General features: G+C 62.0%; 20 protein-coding genes. 12 read left to right on the plus strand and 8 right to left on the minus strand.

What is annotated here, in order from left to right:
• Positions 1 to 5: 5 nt before the first annotated feature.
• The 6 genes from prmA to SKZ59_RS02325 form a co-directional block, all read right to left on the minus strand.
• On the minus strand, positions 6 to 950 hold the full coding sequence (gene prmA / locus SKZ59_RS02300; RefSeq protein WP_319990701.1) for a 50S ribosomal protein L11 methyltransferase: 945 nt from the start codon (positions 948 to 950) through the stop codon (positions 6 to 8).
• On the minus strand, positions 947 to 2,362 hold the full coding sequence (gene accC / locus SKZ59_RS02305) for an acetyl-CoA carboxylase biotin carboxylase subunit (RefSeq protein WP_034746622.1): 1,416 nt from the start codon (positions 2,360 to 2,362) through the stop codon (positions 947 to 949). The genes prmA and accC overlap by 4 nt, the downstream gene beginning before the upstream one ends.
• A 101-nt stretch (positions 2,363 to 2,463) precedes the next feature.
• A complete protein-coding gene (accB, locus tag SKZ59_RS02310) occupies positions 2,464 to 2,928 on the minus strand; it encodes an acetyl-CoA carboxylase biotin carboxyl carrier protein (protein ID WP_046684231.1) in 465 nt (154 codons plus the stop codon).
• Positions 2,929 to 3,019: 91 nt separating this feature from the next.
• Complete coding sequence (gene aroQ, locus SKZ59_RS02315; protein WP_034746628.1) at positions 3,020 to 3,457, minus strand: type II 3-dehydroquinate dehydratase; 438 nt, start codon at positions 3,455 to 3,457, stop codon at positions 3,020 to 3,022.
• 82 nt (positions 3,458 to 3,539) lie between these two features.
• Positions 3,540 to 4,094 carry a TlpA family protein disulfide reductase gene (locus SKZ59_RS02320; RefSeq protein WP_046684230.1) on the minus strand — a complete coding sequence of 185 codons (555 nt, stop codon included), beginning with the start codon at positions 4,092 to 4,094 and terminating at the stop codon, positions 3,540 to 3,542.
• Positions 4,095 to 4,113: 19 nt separating this feature from the next.
• On the minus strand, positions 4,114 to 4,752 hold the full coding sequence (locus tag SKZ59_RS02325) for a hypothetical protein (RefSeq protein WP_072455056.1): 639 nt from the start codon (positions 4,750 to 4,752) through the stop codon (positions 4,114 to 4,116).
• 115 nt (positions 4,753 to 4,867) lie between these two features.
• Between SKZ59_RS02325 and mpl the strand changes: the two genes are divergently transcribed.
• From mpl to SKZ59_RS02370, 9 genes are all read left to right on the plus strand, one after another.
• Positions 4,868 to 6,244 (plus strand): UDP-N-acetylmuramate:L-alanyl-gamma-D-glutamyl-meso-diaminopimelate ligase, encoded by a 1,377-nt coding sequence (gene mpl / locus SKZ59_RS02330; protein ID WP_319990702.1) that lies wholly within the window; start codon positions 4,868 to 4,870, stop codon positions 6,242 to 6,244.
• On the plus strand, positions 6,241 to 6,825 hold the full coding sequence (locus SKZ59_RS02335; RefSeq protein ID WP_319990703.1) for a YqiA/YcfP family alpha/beta fold hydrolase: 585 nt from the start codon (positions 6,241 to 6,243) through the stop codon (positions 6,823 to 6,825). Before mpl ends, SKZ59_RS02335 begins: the two co-directional genes overlap by 4 nt.
• Positions 6,822 to 7,436, plus strand: a complete 615-nt coding sequence (locus SKZ59_RS02340) for a chorismate--pyruvate lyase family protein (protein WP_319990704.1) — start codon at positions 6,822 to 6,824, stop codon at positions 7,434 to 7,436. Before SKZ59_RS02335 ends, SKZ59_RS02340 begins: the two co-directional genes overlap by 4 nt.
• A gap of 2 nt (positions 7,437 to 7,438) precedes the next feature.
• On the plus strand, positions 7,439 to 9,526 hold the full coding sequence (locus SKZ59_RS02345; protein ID WP_072455059.1) for a ribonuclease catalytic domain-containing protein: 2,088 nt from the start codon (positions 7,439 to 7,441) through the stop codon (positions 9,524 to 9,526).
• Between the two features lie 137 nt (positions 9,527 to 9,663).
• Positions 9,664 to 10,521, plus strand: a complete 858-nt coding sequence (locus SKZ59_RS02350) for an energy transducer TonB (RefSeq protein ID WP_034746649.1) — start codon at positions 9,664 to 9,666, stop codon at positions 10,519 to 10,521.
• Between the two features lie 11 nt (positions 10,522 to 10,532).
• The gene (gene aroE, locus SKZ59_RS02355; protein WP_319990705.1) at positions 10,533 to 11,360 is read left to right on the plus strand and encodes a shikimate dehydrogenase; all 828 of its coding nucleotides are present in this window, start codon (positions 10,533 to 10,535) and stop codon (positions 11,358 to 11,360) included.
• Positions 11,357 to 12,082 carry a monofunctional biosynthetic peptidoglycan transglycosylase gene (gene mtgA, locus SKZ59_RS02360; RefSeq protein WP_072455062.1) on the plus strand — a complete coding sequence of 242 codons (726 nt, stop codon included), beginning with the start codon at positions 11,357 to 11,359 and terminating at the stop codon, positions 12,080 to 12,082. The genes aroE and mtgA overlap by 4 nt, the downstream gene beginning before the upstream one ends.
• A 222-nt stretch (positions 12,083 to 12,304) precedes the next feature.
• On the plus strand, positions 12,305 to 13,270 hold the full coding sequence (gene corA, locus SKZ59_RS02365) for a magnesium/cobalt transporter CorA (RefSeq protein ID WP_034746658.1): 966 nt from the start codon (positions 12,305 to 12,307) through the stop codon (positions 13,268 to 13,270).
• A 275-nt stretch (positions 13,271 to 13,545) separates the two neighbouring features.
• Positions 13,546 to 14,262, plus strand: a complete 717-nt coding sequence (locus SKZ59_RS02370) for an HAD-IA family hydrolase (protein ID WP_319990708.1) — start codon at positions 13,546 to 13,548, stop codon at positions 14,260 to 14,262.
• 6 nt (positions 14,263 to 14,268) lie between these two features.
• Here SKZ59_RS02370 and hemL read toward each other — a convergent pair whose 3' ends face one another.
• Positions 14,269 to 15,558, minus strand: a complete 1,290-nt coding sequence (gene hemL, locus SKZ59_RS02375) for a glutamate-1-semialdehyde 2,1-aminomutase (RefSeq protein WP_319990709.1) — start codon at positions 15,556 to 15,558, stop codon at positions 14,269 to 14,271.
• 45 nt (positions 15,559 to 15,603) lie between these two features.
• Positions 15,604 to 16,461 carry a hydroxymethylpyrimidine/phosphomethylpyrimidine kinase gene (locus SKZ59_RS02380; RefSeq protein ID WP_319990710.1) on the minus strand — a complete coding sequence of 286 codons (858 nt, stop codon included), beginning with the start codon at positions 16,459 to 16,461 and terminating at the stop codon, positions 15,604 to 15,606.
• 96 nt (positions 16,462 to 16,557) lie between these two features.
• Here SKZ59_RS02380 and SKZ59_RS02385 point away from each other — a divergent pair, with 96 nt between their 5' ends.
• From SKZ59_RS02385 to SKZ59_RS02395, 3 genes are all read left to right on the plus strand, one after another.
• Positions 16,558 to 16,710, plus strand: a complete 153-nt coding sequence (locus tag SKZ59_RS02385) for a rubredoxin (RefSeq protein WP_010401308.1) — start codon at positions 16,558 to 16,560, stop codon at positions 16,708 to 16,710.
• An 84-nt stretch (positions 16,711 to 16,794) separates the two neighbouring features.
• A complete protein-coding gene (locus SKZ59_RS02390; protein WP_072455064.1) occupies positions 16,795 to 17,217 on the plus strand; it encodes a response regulator in 423 nt (140 codons plus the stop codon).
• A 33-nt stretch (positions 17,218 to 17,250) separates the two neighbouring features.
• Positions 17,251 to 17,616: a response regulator transcription factor gene (locus SKZ59_RS02395; protein WP_034746677.1), complete on the plus strand. Its 366-nt coding sequence runs from the start codon at positions 17,251 to 17,253 to the stop codon at positions 17,614 to 17,616.
• The last annotated feature ends 14 nt before the right edge of the window (positions 17,617 to 17,630 follow it).

Genomic DNA, 17,630 nt, shown 5'->3' on the forward strand with positions numbered 1-17,630 from the left:
TGTGCTTATGCACCTTCCGCGCGGGGCGCAGGCGCTTGCGTTGTACCCAGGCGGCCATGCAGCGCCACCCAGCCGTCTTGCTCGGCCCACACGCCCAGTTGGATGAACGGTGCGTAGGCAGCGGCCACTTCTTCGGCCTGGCGTGCCAGCACGCCGGACAGGATCAGCGCGCCGCCATCGGCGACACGGCCCGACAGCATCGGCGCCATCAGCTTCAATGGGCTCGACAGGATGTTGGCGACGACGATGTCAAACTTGGCTGTGGCGTGTGCCGACGTGGCAAACGTGTCTGGCAAGAAATATTCGATGTCGCACTGGTTGCGTTCGGCATTGTCGCGCGCCGATTCGATCGCCTGCGGGTCGATGTCGACGCCGGCTACCGTTTGCGCGCCCAGTTTCTTGGCCACCATGGCCAGGATGCCGGAGCCGCAACCGTAGTCGAGCACGGTCTTGCCTGGAGCAGGATTGGCTTCCAGCCACTCCATGCACAAACGCGTGGTCGGATGGCTGCCCGTGCCGAAGGCCAGGCCAGGGTCCAGTTCCAGGATCAGGCCGTCAGGGTCCGGTGCCTCGTGCCAGCTGGGCACGACCCAGATATTCTTGCCGATGTGAATCGGTGCGAATTGCGACTGCGTCAGGCGCACCCAGTCCTGCTCTTCCACGGGGCGCATGGTAAAGGCGGGCACTTCCGTCATGCCGACAGCCTGGGCTGCGGCGGCCACGATGGCGGCCTGGTCGGCGTCGACGTCGGTCAGCGCCACCACGCGGCTGCGTTCCCACGCCGCTTCCTTCGGTTCCATGCCGGGTTCGCCAAACAGGGGCTGCTCGGCTTCCGTGCCTTCATCGGCGTCTTCCACCGACACCGACAGGGCGCCCGCTTCCATCAACGCGTCGGACATGGCCTCGGCGTTGTCACGGGCGATTTCGATGACGATTTCCGTCCAGCTCATGCGCCCGCCTTGATTTCGGACTTCTTGGCGATGCTGGGGCTGCCGCCATTCAGGTTCTTGCCCAGATCCGGCATGTCGGCCAGCTTCTGTTCCAGATAGTGAATGTTGGTGCCGCCTTCGATGAAGCGCGCGTCGATCATCAGTTCGCGGTGCAGGGCGATGTTCGTGTTGATGCCTTCGACCACCATTTCGGACAGGGCGATCTGCATGCGGCGGATCGCTTGCTCGCGCGTGGCGCCGTAAGCGATCACTTTGCCGATCATCGAGTCGTAGTGCGGCGGCACGTAGTAGCCGGCGTAGGCGTGCGAATCGACGCGGATGCCAGGGCCACCCGGTGCATGCCACGACACGATCTTGCCTGGCGATGGCGTGAACTTGAATGGATCTTCGGCGTTGATGCGGCACTCGATGGCGTGGCCCGACAGCAAGACGTCGCGCTGGCGGAAACGCAGTTTTTCGCCGGCGGCGATGCGGATCTGCTCTTGCACGATGTCGATGCCGGTGATCATCTCGGTGACCGGATGTTCCACCTGCACGCGGGTATTCATTTCAATGAAATAGAACTCGCCGTTTTCGTACAGGAACTCAAACGTGCCGGCGCCGCGGTAGCCGATCTTGCGGCAGGCTTCGGCGCAACGGTCGCCAATTTTCTCGATCAGCTTGCGCGGGATGCCCGGCGCTGGTGCTTCTTCGATCACTTTCTGGTGGCGGCGCTGCATGGAGCAGTCGCGCTCGCCCAGCCAGACGGCGTTCTTGTGTTCGTCGGCGAGGATCTGGATTTCCACGTGGCGCGGATTTTCCAGGTACTTCTCCATATACACTTCAGGGTTGCCGAAAGCTGTGCCGGCTTCCGTCTTGGTCATCGCCACGGCGTTGATCAGGGCAGCTTCCGTGTGCACGACGCGCATGCCGCGTCCGCCACCGCCACCGGCGGCCTTGATGATGACCGGGTAGCCGATTTTGCGGGCAATTTGCACGATCGCTTTCGGATCGTCGGGCAACGCGCCTTCCGAACCCGGTACGCACGGTACGCCAGCCTTGATCATGGTTTGCTTGGCCGATACTTTATCGCCCATCAAACGGATCGATTCCGAGCGGGGGCCGATGAAGACGAAGCCCGATTTCTCGACGCGTTCGGCGAAGTCGGCATTTTCCGACAGGAAGCCATAGCCAGGGTGAATCGCTTGCGCATCCGTCACTTCAGCGGCGCTGATGATGGCGGGCATGTTCAGGTAGCTCAGGGACGACTGTGCCGGGCCGATACAAACGGATTCGTCGGCCAGCTTGACGTATTTCGCGTCCTTGTCGGCTTCGGAGTGGACTACAACCGTTTTAATGCCCATTTCGCGGCAGGCGCGCTGAATACGGAGGGCAATTTCACCACGGTTGGCAATCAGGATTTTTTCAAACATGGTAGGTTCGCGTATGTCTGTGAGAGCCGGCGAGCCGGCGAAACAACAAGTGTGAGGGGCTAAAACTGCAAACGGCCGTTGCCGGCCGTGTGGACTGGGTTTTAGCCGATCACAAACAAGGGTTGACCGAATTCGACCGGTTGGCCGTTTTCGACCAGGATCTGGGTCACGACACCGGCTTTGTCGGAGTCGATTTCATTCAGGAGCTTCATCGCTTCGATGATGCACAGGGTATCACCTTCCTTGACGGTCGAGCCCACTTCAACATAGGCGGCGCTGCCAGGAGCGGACGAGCGGTAGAAGGTACCGACCATCGGCGACTTGACCACATAGCCCGTTGGCTCGGCGGCGACCACGACGGCGGCTGCCGCAGCGGGAGCGGCGGCTGGCGCGGCTGGCTGGTATTGGGCTTGCATGCCTTGCGGCTGCATCATGACCATCTGGTTTTGCGGCATGGCCGACGATTTGACGATGCGAACCTTGCTTTCGCCTTCGGTAACTTCCAGCTCTGCGATATCCGATTCGGCGACCAGGTCGATCAAGGTCTTGAGTTTTCGTAGATCCATGTAAAACCCCTAGGAATGTAGTTTGTTTTTTGAGTGATGCGGTGATGTCCAAGAACCTATCGCCGCGCTAAATGCGTGCAGATCGCGTAGATTAACGTTTTTTAAGCGCAAAGTCGATGGCAAACCGATATCCATCGATACCCAGCCCGCAGATCGTCCCCTGCGCGATCGCGCTGAGAAATGAGTGATGTCGAAACGTCTCGCGTTGATAAATATTCGAGATATGGACTTCCACGAACGGGATGGCGACCCCGGCCAGCGCATCGCGCAAGGCAACGCTGGTATGGGTCAGGCCGCCCGGATTGATGACGATGGCGTCGATCCCTTCCGCTCGCGCGGCATGGATGCGGTCGATCAGCGCGCCTTCGTGGTTGCTTTGAAAGCAGACCAGGTCGGCGCCGGCCGCCATGGCTTGCGCCATTGCTGCCTGTTCGATATCGGCCAAGGTGCTGGCGCCGTAGACCTCAGGCTCGCGCGTTCCCAGCAAATTCAGGTTGGGACCGTTGAGCAGAAGGAGGTTTTTTGCCATGTATGGAAGACCGTTTTAGCGAAAGTTCCGCATTTTGCCGCCAAAGATACGCATTGGCAAGAGAAAAAAGCACGCTCCGAATTTACAATTTATCCAGATCGGCGCGCAATTGATCAAATTTCAAGCGGCCAAGATAGGTCTTTTTGACTTCGCCATCGGCGCCGATCAGCACCGTAAAGGGCAAACCGCCCGTCGCATTGCCAAAATGGCGCGACAGGTCGGTACCGCTCATGCCGGAGACATACACGGGATAGGCGATCTTGAACTTGCTGGCAAAGGTGGCAATATTGCTGGCCGAATCGATGCCGATGCCGATCACCTGCAGGTTTTTCGCCGCATAGTGGCCTTGCACTTCGGATAACTCCGGCATTTCTTCCACGCATGGCGGGCACCATGGCGCCCAGAAATTGACCAGCACATTCTTGCCTTTCCATTGCGACAACGCTTGCGTGGCGCCGGCCGCGTCCGGCAGGGACAGCGCATACAGCTCGTTGACGGGACCCGTCGCGCCAGGCGCGATGGTGCTCGTCAGCGGCCCTGCTGCTTTGGCTTTTTCCTTGCTCAAACCGACGTAAGCGCCCATGCCGCCAAACATCAGCGCCACGATGGCGCACGCGATCCAATTCTTTTTTGTCATAACTTTATCTATATCAATGTTAGTCGGCAGCCGGCATACCATCGGCGAGGCTGGCGGCCAGCAGGCTGCGCAGCCCGGCGATGTCGGTGCGCAGCACCTTGCCATCCGCTTTGGCTTTCAGCGCGCCGCGCATATCGTCGAGCTCATACATGGCCGCGTGCACGCCTTCGTTTTTCCACAAGAAACTGGCGGTCTCGACCGCATCATAACGCGCCCCCTTGAAATGCGGGCTTTCCGACATGTCGAGCACGACATTTTTATTCAGCAGGAAGATGTGGATTTCCTTGGCGCTCTCGGCAAACAGCTGCAAATAGATCTCGTCGTGCGGGCCGGCCGTGCCATTGAGCACGGGGCCGCTGAGCAGGGGATGAAATTGTTGCAACGCTTCCATCACCTGCAGCGCGATCGTGCGCAGCTGGAACAGCCGCGCCGGCTGGCTATCGGCCAGGAACAGGGCATTGTATTGCCGCACCTGCTCCTCGATCATGTCGTTGTCGGGCAGGATATTGGGCCGGTTCGGCGCGTCGCCCAGGACTTGCCGCGCCGCCTTGCGCTTGGCGCTGCCATAGTCGGCGCCGTCCTGCGCCACGAGGCGCGCGGCAGCGGCGGCGATTTCCAGGCGCAACTGCGCGCTATCGTCAAATGCATCGTTCGTCATGAGCGAGATGATACTCCGAAGCGGAAAAAGTCATGGCGTCAGGTAAAATCCTGCACTTGCTGTTTTTTATCCCACCGTCTTACTTACTTAAGCGTGCGCCTTTCGCACTGATCACATGCATATTCATATTCTCGGCATTTGCGGTACCTTCATGGGCGGCCTGGCTGTCCTGGCCAAGGAAGCCGGCCATAAAGTTACCGGTTGCGATGCCAACGTGTATCCGCCGATGAGCACCCAGCTGGAATCGCAGGGAATCGAACTGATCCAGGGTTTCGATCCGGAACAGACCAAGCTGAACCCGGATTTGTATGTGATTGGCAATGTGGTCTCGCGCGGCAACCCGCTGGTGGAAGAGATCCTCAACCGCAGCCTGCCGTATGTGTCCGGCCCGCAATGGATCGGCGAACACATCTTGCGCAACAAGTGGGTACTGGCCGTGGCCGGCACGCATGGCAAGACGACCACGTCGGCCATGCTGGCCTGGATACTCGAAGATGCGGGCTACGCGCCAGGCTTCCTGATCGGCGGCGTGCCGATGAACTTTGGCATTTCCGCCCGCCTCAGCGGCAAGATCGACGGCAAGAGCGCCGATTCCGACTTCTTCGTCATCGAAGCGGACGAATACGACACGGCCTTCTTCGACAAGCGCAGCAAGTTCGTGCATTACCACGCGAAGACGGCCATCATGAATAACCTGGAATATGATCACGCCGACATCTTCCCCGATCTGCACGCGATCGAGACGCAATTCCACCACCTGGTGCGCACCGTGCCCGGCATTGGCCGCCTCGTGTTCAACGGCGATGAAGCATCGCTGCAGCGCGTGCTGGCGCGCGGTTGCTGGAGCGAAAAGGAAAGTTTTGGTCAAGATGCCAACTGGCAACTGCAAGAGCAGGCCGATGGCAGCTTCGACGTGTTCTTCAATGGCAAGCAGGAAGGCCATGTGGCGTGGGCGCTCACGGGCAAGCACAACCGCAGCAATGCGCTGGCGGCCATCGCCGCCGCGCGCCACGTGGGTGTACCGATAGCCCAGGCGTGCGCCTCGCTGGCCACGTTCGAGAGCGTCAAGCGCCGGATGGAAGTGCGCGGCGTCGTCAACGACATCACCGTGTACGACGATTTCGCGCACCACCCGACGGCCATTGCCACCACCGTGGGCGGCCTGCGCCAGAAGGTAGGCAGCGGCACCCGCATTCTGGCCGTGCTGGAACCGCGCTCGAATACGATGAAGCTGGGCGCCATGAAAGATGCGCTGCCAGGCAGCCTCAAGGATGCGGACCTCGTCTTCGGTTTCGGCAGCCAGCAAGCGCTGGGTTGGAGCCTGGGCGACGCGCTGGCGCCGCTGGGCAAGATTGCCAGCGCCTACGAAGACATCGATACCCTGGTGGCGGCCGTGGCGGCAAGCGCGCGTCCCGGCGACCAGATCGTGGTCATGAGCAATGGCGGCTTTGGCGGCGTGCACCAGAAATTGCTGGAGGCCCTGGGCCGATGATTCTGTACCTGCATGGATTCCGCTCGTCGCCCCTGTCGATGAAGTCGCGCCTGCTGGCCGCGCAGATGCAGGCGCTGGGCCGCGAAGCACAGTGGCTGTGCCCGCAATTGCCGGCTTCGCCGAAACTGGCGATTGAGCTGGCCCTGTCGCTGGTCAAGGACGTGGCGGCGGCCGAGCTGACGATAATCGGCTCCTCGCTGGGCGGCTATTACGCCACCTGGCTGGCCGAGCAGCTCGGTTGCCGCGCCGTATTGCTCAATCCTGCCATCGTGCCCCTGATCGACTTGGAACAGCATGTGGGCGTGACGACGGAATTCCATTCGGACAAACCATTCGAGTTCAAGCGCGAGTACATCGACGAGCTGCGCACGTTTGCCGTAGAGAAAATTACTGAGCCGCAACGCTATTTCCTGATTGCCGCCATCGGCGATGAAGTGCTCGACTACCGCGACATGGTGGCGCATTATCAGGGGGCGCGGCAGTTGGTCATCGACGGCAGCGACCATGGCATCAGCGAATTTGCCGATTATGTGGCGCCCGTGCTGGCCTTTTGCGGCATCGATGCGGACGCTGCCCAGTGAGGCCGGGTTCGCTGCGGCAGGCGCAATGGCATGCGCACGTAAATGCCGTCAATGCGCCGCCGGCCTTGCGCCACTGGCTCACGGGCGGCGGTTCGCTGACGGCCAAGCTGAAAGCGCATAGCCAGGCATTTCGCGTGCAATGTTTGCATCAGGAAACGGCACGTTGCCTGAGCGACGAGGCCGCCATCATTGGTTTGCACCGCGCGGGCCGCGTGTGGGAACGTGAAGTGCTGTTGCGTTGTGATGACAGACCGGCCGTGTTTGGCCATACCGTCGTGCCCATGCAGGCGACGGCCACGGACTGGCCCTTGTTTTCCGCGCTGGGCGAGCGTTCGCTGGGCACGACCCTGTTTGGCGACCGCATGGTACGCCGCGGCGAACTGGAATTTGCCCGCTTGCGCGCCGGGCACCCGCTGGTGCAGCGGGCGCAGGCGGCGCTGGCGCGGGAAGGGCGGCGCGCCGACGGGCAGGCGCAGTTTTTTGCCCGCCGCTGCCTGTATCAGCGTCACCAGGGATTGCTGCTGGTAACGGAAGTATTTTTGCCGGCGGTGCTGGAGTTGACGTCCGTCACTCGCACCGTTGCAACCGACACATTAATAAACAAAGCATAACAATGAATCTATTTTTTGAAGAATCCGGCGATTTCAAGGTCGGCACGGTCCTGTCGCAAGCGGGTGAAGCGTACCAGGTCGAAATGGCCAGTGGCAAGCGCACCAAGGTCAAGGTCAAGGACGTGCTGCTGCAGTATGAAAAGCCGGCCCCGGCCGAGCTGCTCGAGCAAGCCAAGGCGGTTGCCGCCGAGATCGACCTCGATTTCCTGTGGGAAGTGGCGGGCGAAGACGAGTTCGGCTTTGCCGAGCTGGGCGCCGAGTATTTCGGCCACGCACCGTTGCCGCCGGAAGCGGCCGGCCTGATCCTGGCCCTGCATTCGGCGCCAGTGTATTTCTACAAGAAGGGCCGTGGCCGCTACAAGGCGGCGCCGGAAGCGTCCTTGAAGGCGGCCCTGGCCGGTATCGAAAAGAAAAAACAGCAGGCGCTGGTGCAGGCAGGCTATGTGGAAGAGCTGAAGCAGAACCGCTTGCCCGCCTCGATGCAGCCCATGGTGCTGCAACTGCTGTTCAAGCCGGACAAGAACACGATTGAATACAAGGCGCTGGAAGCGGCGTGCACGGAATTGCACACGACGCCGCCGCGGCTGATGCTGGCTGTCGGTGGTATTGCTTCGCCAAAAGACTTGCACCTGTCGAAATTCCTGTTCGAAAATTTCCCGAAAGGCGCCGGTTTCCCGAGCGTGCCCGTGCCGTCCGTGACGGCCAAGCTGCCGCTGGCCGACGTGGCCGCCTTCTCGATCGACGACGTGACCACGACCGAGATCGACGATGCCTTCTCCGTGCAGCCGCTGCCCGATGGCACCGTGAAAGTGGGTATACACATCGCCGCACCGGGTCTGGGCATCCGTCCGGAAGACGTGATCGACAAGATGGCGCGCCAGCGCATGTCGACCGTCTACATGCCGGGCGACAAGATCACCATGCTGCCGGACGAAATCGTCAACGCGTTTACGCTGGCGGAAGGCACGACGTGCCCGGCCCTGTCGCTGTACGCGACCCTGGACCCGAAAGCGGACTGGGCCGTGGTCAGCACGCAGACGCGCGCCGAACTGGTGCCGATTGCCAGCAACTTGCGCCATAACCAGCTCGATGATCTGGTCAACGAGGAAACCCTGGCCAGCGGCGAAGGCGAGTACCCGCACAAGGCCGATTTTGCCGTGCTGTGGCAATGGGCGCAGCAGCTGGAACAGGGCCGCATGAAGAAACGCGAAGCGTTTGGCCTGAAGCCGGAACAGAACAACCGTGTCGATTTCAACTTCTATGTGGAAAACGACATCGTCACCGTGGCGCGCCGCAAGCGTGGCGCGCCGCTCGACAAGATCGTTGCCGAACTGATGATTTTTGCCAACAGTACCTGGGGCAAGATGCTGCACGACCATGGCGTGCCCGGCATCTACCGCAGCCAGGGCGGCGGCAGCGGCAATAGCTGGGCGGCAAAGATGCAGGTGCGCATGGTTACCCATGCGGCGCCGCACCAGGGCCTGGGCGTCGATCAATATGCGTGGAGCACGTCGCCCCTGCGCCGCTATACCGATCTGGTGAACCAGTGGCAAATCATCGCCTGCGCCGAGCATGGCGTGACGGCGCCGCTGGTGGCCCCGTTCAAGCCGCGCGATGCGAATCTGTTCGCCATCGTTTCGGCGTTTGACGCCGCGTATGCCGCGTATGGCGATTTCCAGTCGAACATGGAACGCTACTGGTGCTTGCGCTGGCTGCATCAGGAAAACGCGCGCCAGGTCGATGCCGTCGTCCTGAAAGACGAGATCCTGCGCCTGGTCGACATTCCGCTGGTCATCAAGCTGCCGGGCATGCCATCGGTGGCGCGCGGTGCCCAGGTGAAACTGGACTTGCTGCGCTGGGATGAAGTCGACCTGAGCATCGAAGCGCGCCTGCTGGAAATTGCCGCCGTGCCCGATGCGGCGGCCGATGCCGAGCTCGACTACGAAGAAGAGGCGGGCGACGATGCTGCGGACGAGGGCGACGTGGCGGCCGAGCCATCGCCGGAAGCGGCGAACCAGGTCAGCGACGCCGATGCGGAAGTGGCGGAACTGGCCAGCGAAGACGTGGTCAGCGAGCCCGAGCTCAAATAAGGCGCCAATCAGGCTGCAAAGGCGGTGCTGAAAACTGTTGCCGGCACCGCCTTTGACGTAGAATTCAGCCATCTTGTATGGTGTGCTTGTTGCGAACTGGGTTGCGCGTGAAGTCTTTCCGAGAGAATCGTTTCCTGATGATAGCCGTGGCGGTATCGCTGCTGGCGCACGGCGCCTTGCTGGCGATGCATTTTGTCGCCCCGGCGCCGCAGCGGGCCGTGGCCACCGATCCCGGCCTGGAAGTGATCCTGGTCAACGCCAAGCATGCGAACAAGCCGCTGAAGGCCGACGCCCTGGCGCAAGCCAACCTCGACGGTGGCGGACAAGCCGACAAGGGCCGCGCCAAGTCGCCCTTGCCCGACATGCGCAAGGTGGAAGAGGGCGACAGCGTCAAGGCCAGCGCCCGGCGCATCGCCGAACTGGAACAAAAACAGCAGGAACTGCTGACGCAGGCGGCCAGGCCGACGCCTTACAGCGCCGCGCCCGTCACGGAAAAGGACAAGCCCAATCCCCTGGCCACCGGCTCGGACTTGATGGAAAGCAGCAAGGCCATCGCCCGCATGGCGGCCGAGATCAGCCAGACCGTGGAAGACCAGAACAAGCGTCCGCGCAAGACCTTCATTACGCCCAGCACGCAAGAGGTCGGCTATGCCATGTATTACAAGACCTTGCAAAAGCGTATCGAGGAAATCGGCACCCTGAATTTCCCGCAAAAGAATGGCCGCAAGATGTATGGCGAACTGGTCGTCTACATTCCCATCTTCCAGGACGGCACGATTTACCAGAAGGAAGGTGGCGCCCGCGTGGAAAAAAGCTCGGGCAATCCGGCCCTCGATGCGGCGGCCCTGGCCATCGTGCGCCGCGCGGCGCCGTTTGGCCGTTTCCCACCAAATATGTTATCGAGTGACAAGGATGACCTGTGGGTGGTGATTACCCGCTTCAAATTTACGCGCGAAGAAAAAATGGAAGCTAACCTGACTGGCGGCAGCAATTGAACAAGCAAGCAATGAATCCTGATCAATATTGTGTCTTCGGCAATCCCATCGCCCACAGCAAGTCCCCCCTGATCCACGCCGCGTTTGCCCTGCAGACGGGCGAGCCCATCGTCTATGACCGCCGGCTGGCGCCGCTCGACGGCTTTGCGCTGGCGGTCCGCACGTTTGCCGCCGAGGGCGGCAAGGGCGCGAACGTGACGGTGCCCTTCAAGCTGGACGCGTGCGCGCTGGCCACCGAGCTGACGCCGCGCGCGCAAGCGGCCGGCGCCGTCAATACCCTGCGTTTCGATGGCGACACCATTCTTGGCGACAATACCGATGGCGCGGGCCTGGTGGCGGACATCGTGCGCAACGCGGGCGTGAAGGTCGCCGGCAAGCGCGTCCTGCTGCTGGGCGCGGGCGGTGCCGCGCGCGGCGTCGTGCTGCCCTTGCTGGAACAGGGACCGCAGGAAATCTTCATTGCCAACCGCACCGTGGCCACGGCCGAGGCGCTGGTGGCGCAGTTTGCCGACGCGCTGGCGCACCCCGGCCAGCTGCGCGCCGGCGGTTTCGCGCAGCCCGATGGCGTCTTCGATATCGTCATCAACGCCACCTCGGCCAGCCTGGCGGGCGACTTGCCGCCTGTGCCGCCCGGTATCTTCGGTAGCCATACCCTGGCGCTGGACATGATGTATGGCGCCCAGCCCACCGTCTTCATGGACTTTGCCGTACAGCATGGCGCGCAGGTGCGCGACGGCCTGGGCATGCTCGTGGAGCAGGCGGCTGAAGCGTTTTACGTGTGGCGCGGCGTGCGGCCGCAGACGCAGGACTTGCTGGCGCAACTGCGCAGTGCCCTGTGAGCGCCGGCAAGAAGGGCGCCCGCAAAAGCGGCAGCCGCTACGGCTGGATCAAGTGGCTGTTCATCGTCCCCGTGCTGGCCTTTATCGTCGTGCAACTGTATTTCTTCCTGCAAATCTGGTGGTGGGTCGACCATAACCCGTCCAGCACGGCCTTCATGCGCGAACAGCTGTCGGTCTTGCAGGAGAAGAACCCGAACGCCACCATCAAGCACACGTGGGTGCCGTACAACCGCATCTCGAACAACCTGAAACGGGCCATCATCGCTTCGGAAGACGCGAATTTCTCCGAGCACGAAGGCGTGGATTGGGAAGCCTTGCAAAAGGCATATGAAAAGAATAGCAAGAAGCAGAAGGTCGTGGCGGGCGGCTCCACCATCACGCAGCAACTGGCGAAGAATCTGTTCCTGTCCGGTTCGCGCAGCTATGTGCGCAAGGGCCAGGAACTGATCATCACGTATATGCTGGAAAACCTGATGGAAAAGGAGCGCATTTTCGAGATTTATCTGAACGTGGTGGAGTTTGGCACCGGCACCTTTGGCGCCGAAGCGGCCGCGCGCCACTATTACCGGGTCAGCGCGGCGGGCCTGAGCGCGGGACAGGCGGCGAAACTGGCCGTGATGCTGCCGAATCCCCGCTTTTACGACCGTCACCGCGATACGGGCTACCTGAACCGGCGCACGGGCGTGATCCTGCGCCGCATGGGGGCGGCGGAATTGCCTTGAGGGCAGCGGGCTTTCTTTTCATAAAGTTAAAGCTGCCTGATTGGCACTATTGCGGCGCAGCATCTTAATCGGCCCCGCTTGGTGCAACGCCACACTTTTTCCGTGAAAAAGCGGTGCCGGGGGTGGTCGTGAAAAGGCCTTTGCGGGTACACTTGCGCTGTTTTCATTTTTGGCGCCAGCGCCAGCACATCACGATAACCCCACATCCGGCTGAGAGCGCGCATGATCAATGTCTTTGTATTACAGAATGGCCGGCTCAACCAGGTGCCGATCGACAGCCGCGCAGATCTCGAAAATGCCGAACCGGTGTGGGTCGACCTGACCGACCCTACCGATGACGAACGGGCCTGGGTCAAGGCCATCTACAACGTCACCCTGCCGGGCGAAGACGAAGTCAAGGATATCGAAGCGTCGGCTCGCTATTACGAAGCGGAAAACGGCGACTTGCACCTGCGCACGGACTTCTTGCGCGAAGAGGACGACGGCCCCTCGCGCGTCATCACCGTGGCTTTCATCCTGGCCCGCAAGATTTTGTTTTCCATGCATACGGACGACTTGCCCGTGTTCCGCCTGGTGCGCATGCGCGCCCGTTCGCGGCCAGGCTCGATTGCCGACTACATGGACGTGCTGCTCGACCTGTACGCCACCGATGCCGAGTATTCGGCCGACGTGCTCGAAGGCATCTACCAGAACCTGGAAGAAGTCAGCACGCGCGTGCTGCAAAAGGAATTTACCGATGCGCACGCGGCCGAAGCGCTGAATGCGATTGCCCATGAGGAAGATTTGAATGGCCGTATCCGCCGCAACATGATGGATACGCGCCGCGCCGTGAGTTTTCTGATGCGCGGCCGCTTATTGAATTCCGAGCAGTTCGAGGAAGCGCGGCAGATTTTGCGCGACATCGAATCGCTCGATGGCCATACGTCTTTCCTGTTCGACAAGATCAACTTCCTGATGGATGCCACCGTCGGTTTCATCAACATCAACCAGAACAAGATCATCAAGATCTTCTCGGTGGCCAGCGTGGCCTTCCTGCCGCCAACCCTGATCGCCAGCGTGTACGGCATGAACTTCAAACTGATGCCGGAACTGGAATGGTCGTTCGGCTATCCATGGGCCTGGGGCTTGATGATCACCAGCGCCATCGCACCGTTCCTGTACTTCCGCCACCGCGGCTGGCTGAAATAAGCCGTATCGCAGCATCGCCGGGGTGCTCCGCGCCCCGGTTTCAGGACGAGCGCAGCAATTTCAAAAATCGGCGATAATCACTGGTATTGCGTGGTATTGAATTGGTATTGTGTATTTGCCGATTGATGCCTGCCGCCTGCTGTGCAGAAAAAAGTATCGTCATTCAGACATTTTCTGCGTGGTAGCGTCCGCCTGTTCCACCTATGATCGTTACGATGCCGGCCTTGGCCGGCTGGCCGCCGCATTTCCCGTCACTATTGATTTCTGGAGAGTCCATGCCTGATACCGCCACCACCCCACCGCGCTTTACCCATCTGATCAGCGACTGCGATGGCGTGCTGATCGACAGTGAAGCCGTGGCCCTGCAAGCACTGCTGGAGTTGCTGGGGCCGCGCCTGCCGAACCTGCCCGACGGCGTCACCCTGCAAGGCTTGATCGAGCCGCGCCTGGGCCAGCGCCTGGTGCCGCTGATGCAGGATATCTACAAGGAACTGGGCTTGCCGCAATTGCCGGCCGACGAGATCATGGCCATCGGCAATGCCGTCGATGCGGCTTGCGACGCGCAATTGCGCGCCGTGCCCGGCGTGGCGCAGGCGCTGGCCGCCATTCCCCTGCCCAAGGCCGTCGCTTCGAACAGCGTCAGCGCGCGCGTGTTGTCGGCGCTCGAGCGCACTGGCATGGCGCCGCTGTTCGACAAACGCGTGTTCACGCCGGACCTGGTCGGCCACGCCAAGCCGCACCCGGGCGTCTACCTGGCGGCGGCGGCCGCCTTTGGCGTGCCGCCAAGCCAGTGCCTGGTGCTGGAAGACAGCGTCACGGGCGTGACGGCCGCCGTGGCGGCGGGCATGACGGTATTGGGATTCATCGGCGGCGGGCATATCGCGCCCGGCCAGGAAGCGCGCCTGAAGGCGGCCGGCGCGCATGTCGTGTTCAACGACATGGCCAAGTTGCCGGCGCTGGTGGCCGCGGTGATGGACACCGCGACTGTCTGACTGCGTTTAGGCTAACTTAGCAAACACCTTGCACGCGGCGGCGATGGTGGCGTCGATGACGGCGTCATCGTGCTGCGCCGAGACGAAACCCGCCTCGAAGGCGGCGGGCGCGAAGTACACGCCTTCGTCGAGCATGGCGTGGAAGAAGGCGTTGAACTTGCTGCGGTCGCCGGCCATCATTTCCGCATAGCTGGTCGGTGGCGTTTCGCTGAAATAAATGCCGAACATGCCGCCGATGTAGTCGGCGCAGAAGACCACGCCCGCTTCTTTGGCGGCGGCGGTCAGGCCTTCGGCCAGGCGCTTGGCCGTGGCGCCCAGCTGCTCGTAGAAGCCCGGCTGCTGGATCAGTTTCAAGGTGGCCATGCCGGCCGCCACGGCGACCGGGTTGCCCGACAAGGTACCGGCCTGGTAGACGGCGCCCAGCGGCGCCATGTTGTGCATCAGCGCCGCACTGCCGCCGAAGGCCGCCACCGGCATGCCGCCGCCGATCACCTTGCCCAGCGCCGTCAGGTCCGGCTTGATGCCGTATAGCGCCTGCGCGCCGCCCAGGGCCACGCGCAAGCCGCACATGACTTCATCGAAAATGAGCAGGGCGCCGTGCTGCGTGCACAGTTCGCGCATCGCCTGCAGGAATTCCGGCGTCGCTTTCACCAGGTTCATATTGCCGGCCACCGGTTCGACGATGACGCAGGCGATGTCCGCGCCGAAGCTGTCGAAGGCGTCTTTCAGCTGCTCGACGTTGTTATAGTCGAGCACCAGGGTGTGCTTGACGAAGTCTTCCGGCACGCCGGCCGACGTCGGGTTGCCGAAGGTGAGCAGGCCGCTGCCCGCTTTCACCAGCAGCGAATCGGCGTGGCCGTGGTAGCAGCCTTCGAACTTGACGATCTTGTCGCGTCCCGTGGCGCCGCGCGCCAGGCGCAGGGCGCTCATGGTCGCTTCCGTGCCCGACGACACCAGGCGCACCTGCTCGATCGATGGCACCAAACGCGTGATTTCCTCGGCCATCAGCACTTCGCCTTCCGTCGGCGCGCCGAACGACAGGCCCAGCGCGGCCGCATCCTGCACCGCTTTCACCACTTCCGGATGGGCGTGGCCGACGATGGCCGGACCCCAGGAGCCGATGTAGTCGATATAGCGCTTGCCGTCCGCGTCCCAGAAGTACGGGCCTTCGGCGCGCGTGATGAAGCGCGGCGTGCCGCCCACGGAGCGGAAGGCGCGCACAGGCGAATTGACGCCGCCTGGCGTGGTTTTTTGTGCGCGGGCAAACAGGATGTCGTTCTGTGAAGTCGTCGTCATGATAATCGTGCCTTGAAAGTGGATCGTTGTCTGTGTCGTCTGGTCTTATTGTGCGCCGCGCTGGCGCTGCTGCCGGAACAGCCGGTTCGGCACCAGCTTGCCCATGCCGTGGCGCTGCGCGTGGGCCAGCGCACCGGCCGTGAATTCCTGCGCCGCCACGACCACCTGCGGCACATCGTCTTCGTTTTCCGCCAGGGCCAGCAGGGCGGTGGCCGCCGCCGACAAGGTGCTGCCGGCGCCGTTGAAGATGCCGGGCAGGTGTTGCCATTCGTCGTGGCGCACCACGCCGTCTTCGCCGAACAGGGTATTGGCGCGCAACTTGCCTTCGGCCGTGCCGGACTTGCTGACGTCGGCCGGCATGCCGGTGACGAGCACGTATTCGCAGCCCAGGGCCACCAGGTAGTCGACGTCGTTTTGCAGGGTGTCGTCCGGATCGGCGTCGCGCCAGGTCTCGGCCAGGCGTTCCAGTTCCACCGGCGAGAGCACCAGCAGGGTCGTTTGCGGAATCAGGAGCTGGCGTACGGCCGTCAGGATGTCTTCGTCGTCCATGCCCTGTTCCGGCAGCGCCGAAATGAAGGGGTCGAGGATCAGTGGCACGTCCGGATAGTCGGAGACGATTTCGGCGATGGCCGTGACGTTTTCCACGCTGCCCAGCGCGCCGATCTTGATGGCGGCCACGGACATGTCTTCCAGCAGCACGCGCGCCTGGTCTGAAACCCAGTCCGGGTCGACCGCCTGCACGTCTTCTACGCGGGCCGTATCGCTGATCAACAGGCCCGTGGTGACGGACAGGCCGTGGCAGCCGAAGGCTGAAAAGGTGGCCAGGTCGGCCTGGATACCGATCGCGCCGACCGGATCGGACACGCCGAAGCTTAATATGAGGGGAGAAGTTTGGTTTTGCACGGCGGGTAGATTAAGATACCTAATTCAGCATTTTACTTGATTGAAGGGTGGCAGAACGTGAGTAGCAACGAAACAACGCAGCAATTCCAAACGTGGATGTGTCTTATTTGCGGCTGGGTTTATGATGAAGCGGCCGGCTTGCCTGACGAAGACATCGCTCCCGGCACGCGTTGGGCCGATGTTCCGATGAACTGGACCTGCCCTGAATGCGGCGCGCGCAAGGACGATTTCGAGATGGTCGCGCTGTAATCAATCAGGCCCACGGGATGCCGCTGCCGCACACAGGTATCGCGGCTGCCTGTGCTATGGTATGAAAAATTGTCGAATAATCACATGACGCGTCCCTTTTTGCCCGAGACGCCATCCGATGCCGTGTGCGTGAGCGTCACGATACTCGTCATCGACGACAGCGCGACGATACGCAGCGCGGCCGCGAAGATACTCGGCGAGGCCGGCTATCGCGTGGTGGTGGCGGAAAACGGCTTCGAGGCCCTGGCCAAGATCGCCGACTGCCAGCCGGCGCTGATCGTGTGCGACATCGTGATGCCGCGCCTGGACGGCTACCGCACCTGCGCGCTGATCAAGGCCAGCGCCGCGTATCACGCCACGCCGGTGCTGATGATGTCGTCGAAGGAAGGTTTGTTCGACCGCGCGCGCGGCGCCATGGCAGGCGCCAGCGCCTGCCTGGTCAAGCCCCTGGCGCGCGAGGCGCTGCTGGAGGCCGTGCGGCTGCACCTGGCCGGGCATTTTGAGTAGTGATTTATTGATTACAACGCAGCAAGGAAGCAGATGGCCATACACACAATTCTGATCGTCGATGACTCGCCGACAGAACGCTACTACCTGAGCGAGATGCTGGTGCGTGCCGGTTATGCCGTCCTCACGGCGCAGGACGGCGCCGACGCGCTGGCGCAGCTGAAGCAGGCCAGGCCCGACCTGATCCTGATGGACGTGGTGATGCCCGGTGCGAATGGCTTCCAGATCACGCGCGCCATTGCCCGCGATCCGGAACTGCAGGACGTGCCGGTGATTATCTGCTCGAGCAAGAGCCAGGAAACGGATCGCATCTGGGGCTTGCGCCAGGGCGCGCGCGATTACCTGGTCAAGCCGGTGGTGGAAGCCGAGCTGCTGGCCAAGATCGCCGCGCTTTCCTGAGCATGCACACGATG

It is taken from the genome of Janthinobacterium sp. GMG2 (genome assembly GCF_033949445.1).
GTDB classification, from domain to species: Bacteria; Pseudomonadota; Gammaproteobacteria; order Burkholderiales; family Burkholderiaceae_D; genus Janthinobacterium; species Janthinobacterium aestuarii.

Excerpts from the sequence above, each read along its gene's own strand:
- prmA (WP_319990701.1), bottom strand. The coding sequence starts at position 950 with ATGAGCTGGACGGAAATCGTCATCGAAATCGCCCGTGACAACGCCGAG.
- accC (WP_034746622.1), bottom strand. The coding sequence starts at position 2,362 with ATGTTTGAAAAAATCCTGATTGCCAACCGTGGTGAAATTGCCCTCCGT.
- accB (WP_046684231.1), bottom strand. The coding sequence starts at position 2,928 with ATGGATCTACGAAAACTCAAGACCTTGATCGACCTGGTCGCCGAATCG.
- aroQ (WP_034746628.1), bottom strand. The coding sequence starts at position 3,457 with ATGGCAAAAAACCTCCTTCTGCTCAACGGTCCCAACCTGAATTTGCTG.
- SKZ59_RS02320 (WP_046684230.1), bottom strand. The coding sequence starts at position 4,094 with ATGACAAAAAAGAATTGGATCGCGTGCGCCATCGTGGCGCTGATGTTT.
- SKZ59_RS02325 (WP_072455056.1), bottom strand. The coding sequence starts at position 4,752 with ATGACGAACGATGCATTTGACGATAGCGCGCAGTTGCGCCTGGAAATC.
- mpl (WP_319990702.1), top strand. The coding sequence starts at position 4,868 with ATGCATATTCATATTCTCGGCATTTGCGGTACCTTCATGGGCGGCCTG.
- SKZ59_RS02335 (WP_319990703.1), top strand. The coding sequence starts at position 6,241 with ATGATTCTGTACCTGCATGGATTCCGCTCGTCGCCCCTGTCGATGAAG.
- SKZ59_RS02345 (WP_072455059.1), top strand. The coding sequence starts at position 7,439 with ATGAATCTATTTTTTGAAGAATCCGGCGATTTCAAGGTCGGCACGGTC.
- SKZ59_RS02350 (WP_034746649.1), top strand. The coding sequence starts at position 9,664 with ATGATAGCCGTGGCGGTATCGCTGCTGGCGCACGGCGCCTTGCTGGCG.
- aroE (WP_319990705.1), top strand. The coding sequence starts at position 10,533 with ATGAATCCTGATCAATATTGTGTCTTCGGCAATCCCATCGCCCACAGC.
- corA (WP_034746658.1), top strand. The coding sequence starts at position 12,305 with ATGATCAATGTCTTTGTATTACAGAATGGCCGGCTCAACCAGGTGCCG.
- SKZ59_RS02370 (WP_319990708.1), top strand. The coding sequence starts at position 13,546 with ATGCCTGATACCGCCACCACCCCACCGCGCTTTACCCATCTGATCAGC.
- hemL (WP_319990709.1), bottom strand. The coding sequence starts at position 15,558 with ATGACGACGACTTCACAGAACGACATCCTGTTTGCCCGCGCACAAAAA.
- SKZ59_RS02385 (WP_010401308.1), top strand. The coding sequence starts at position 16,558 with ATGTGTCTTATTTGCGGCTGGGTTTATGATGAAGCGGCCGGCTTGCCT.
- SKZ59_RS02390 (WP_072455064.1), top strand. The coding sequence starts at position 16,795 with ATGACGCGTCCCTTTTTGCCCGAGACGCCATCCGATGCCGTGTGCGTG.
- SKZ59_RS02395 (WP_034746677.1), top strand. The coding sequence starts at position 17,251 with ATGGCCATACACACAATTCTGATCGTCGATGACTCGCCGACAGAACGC.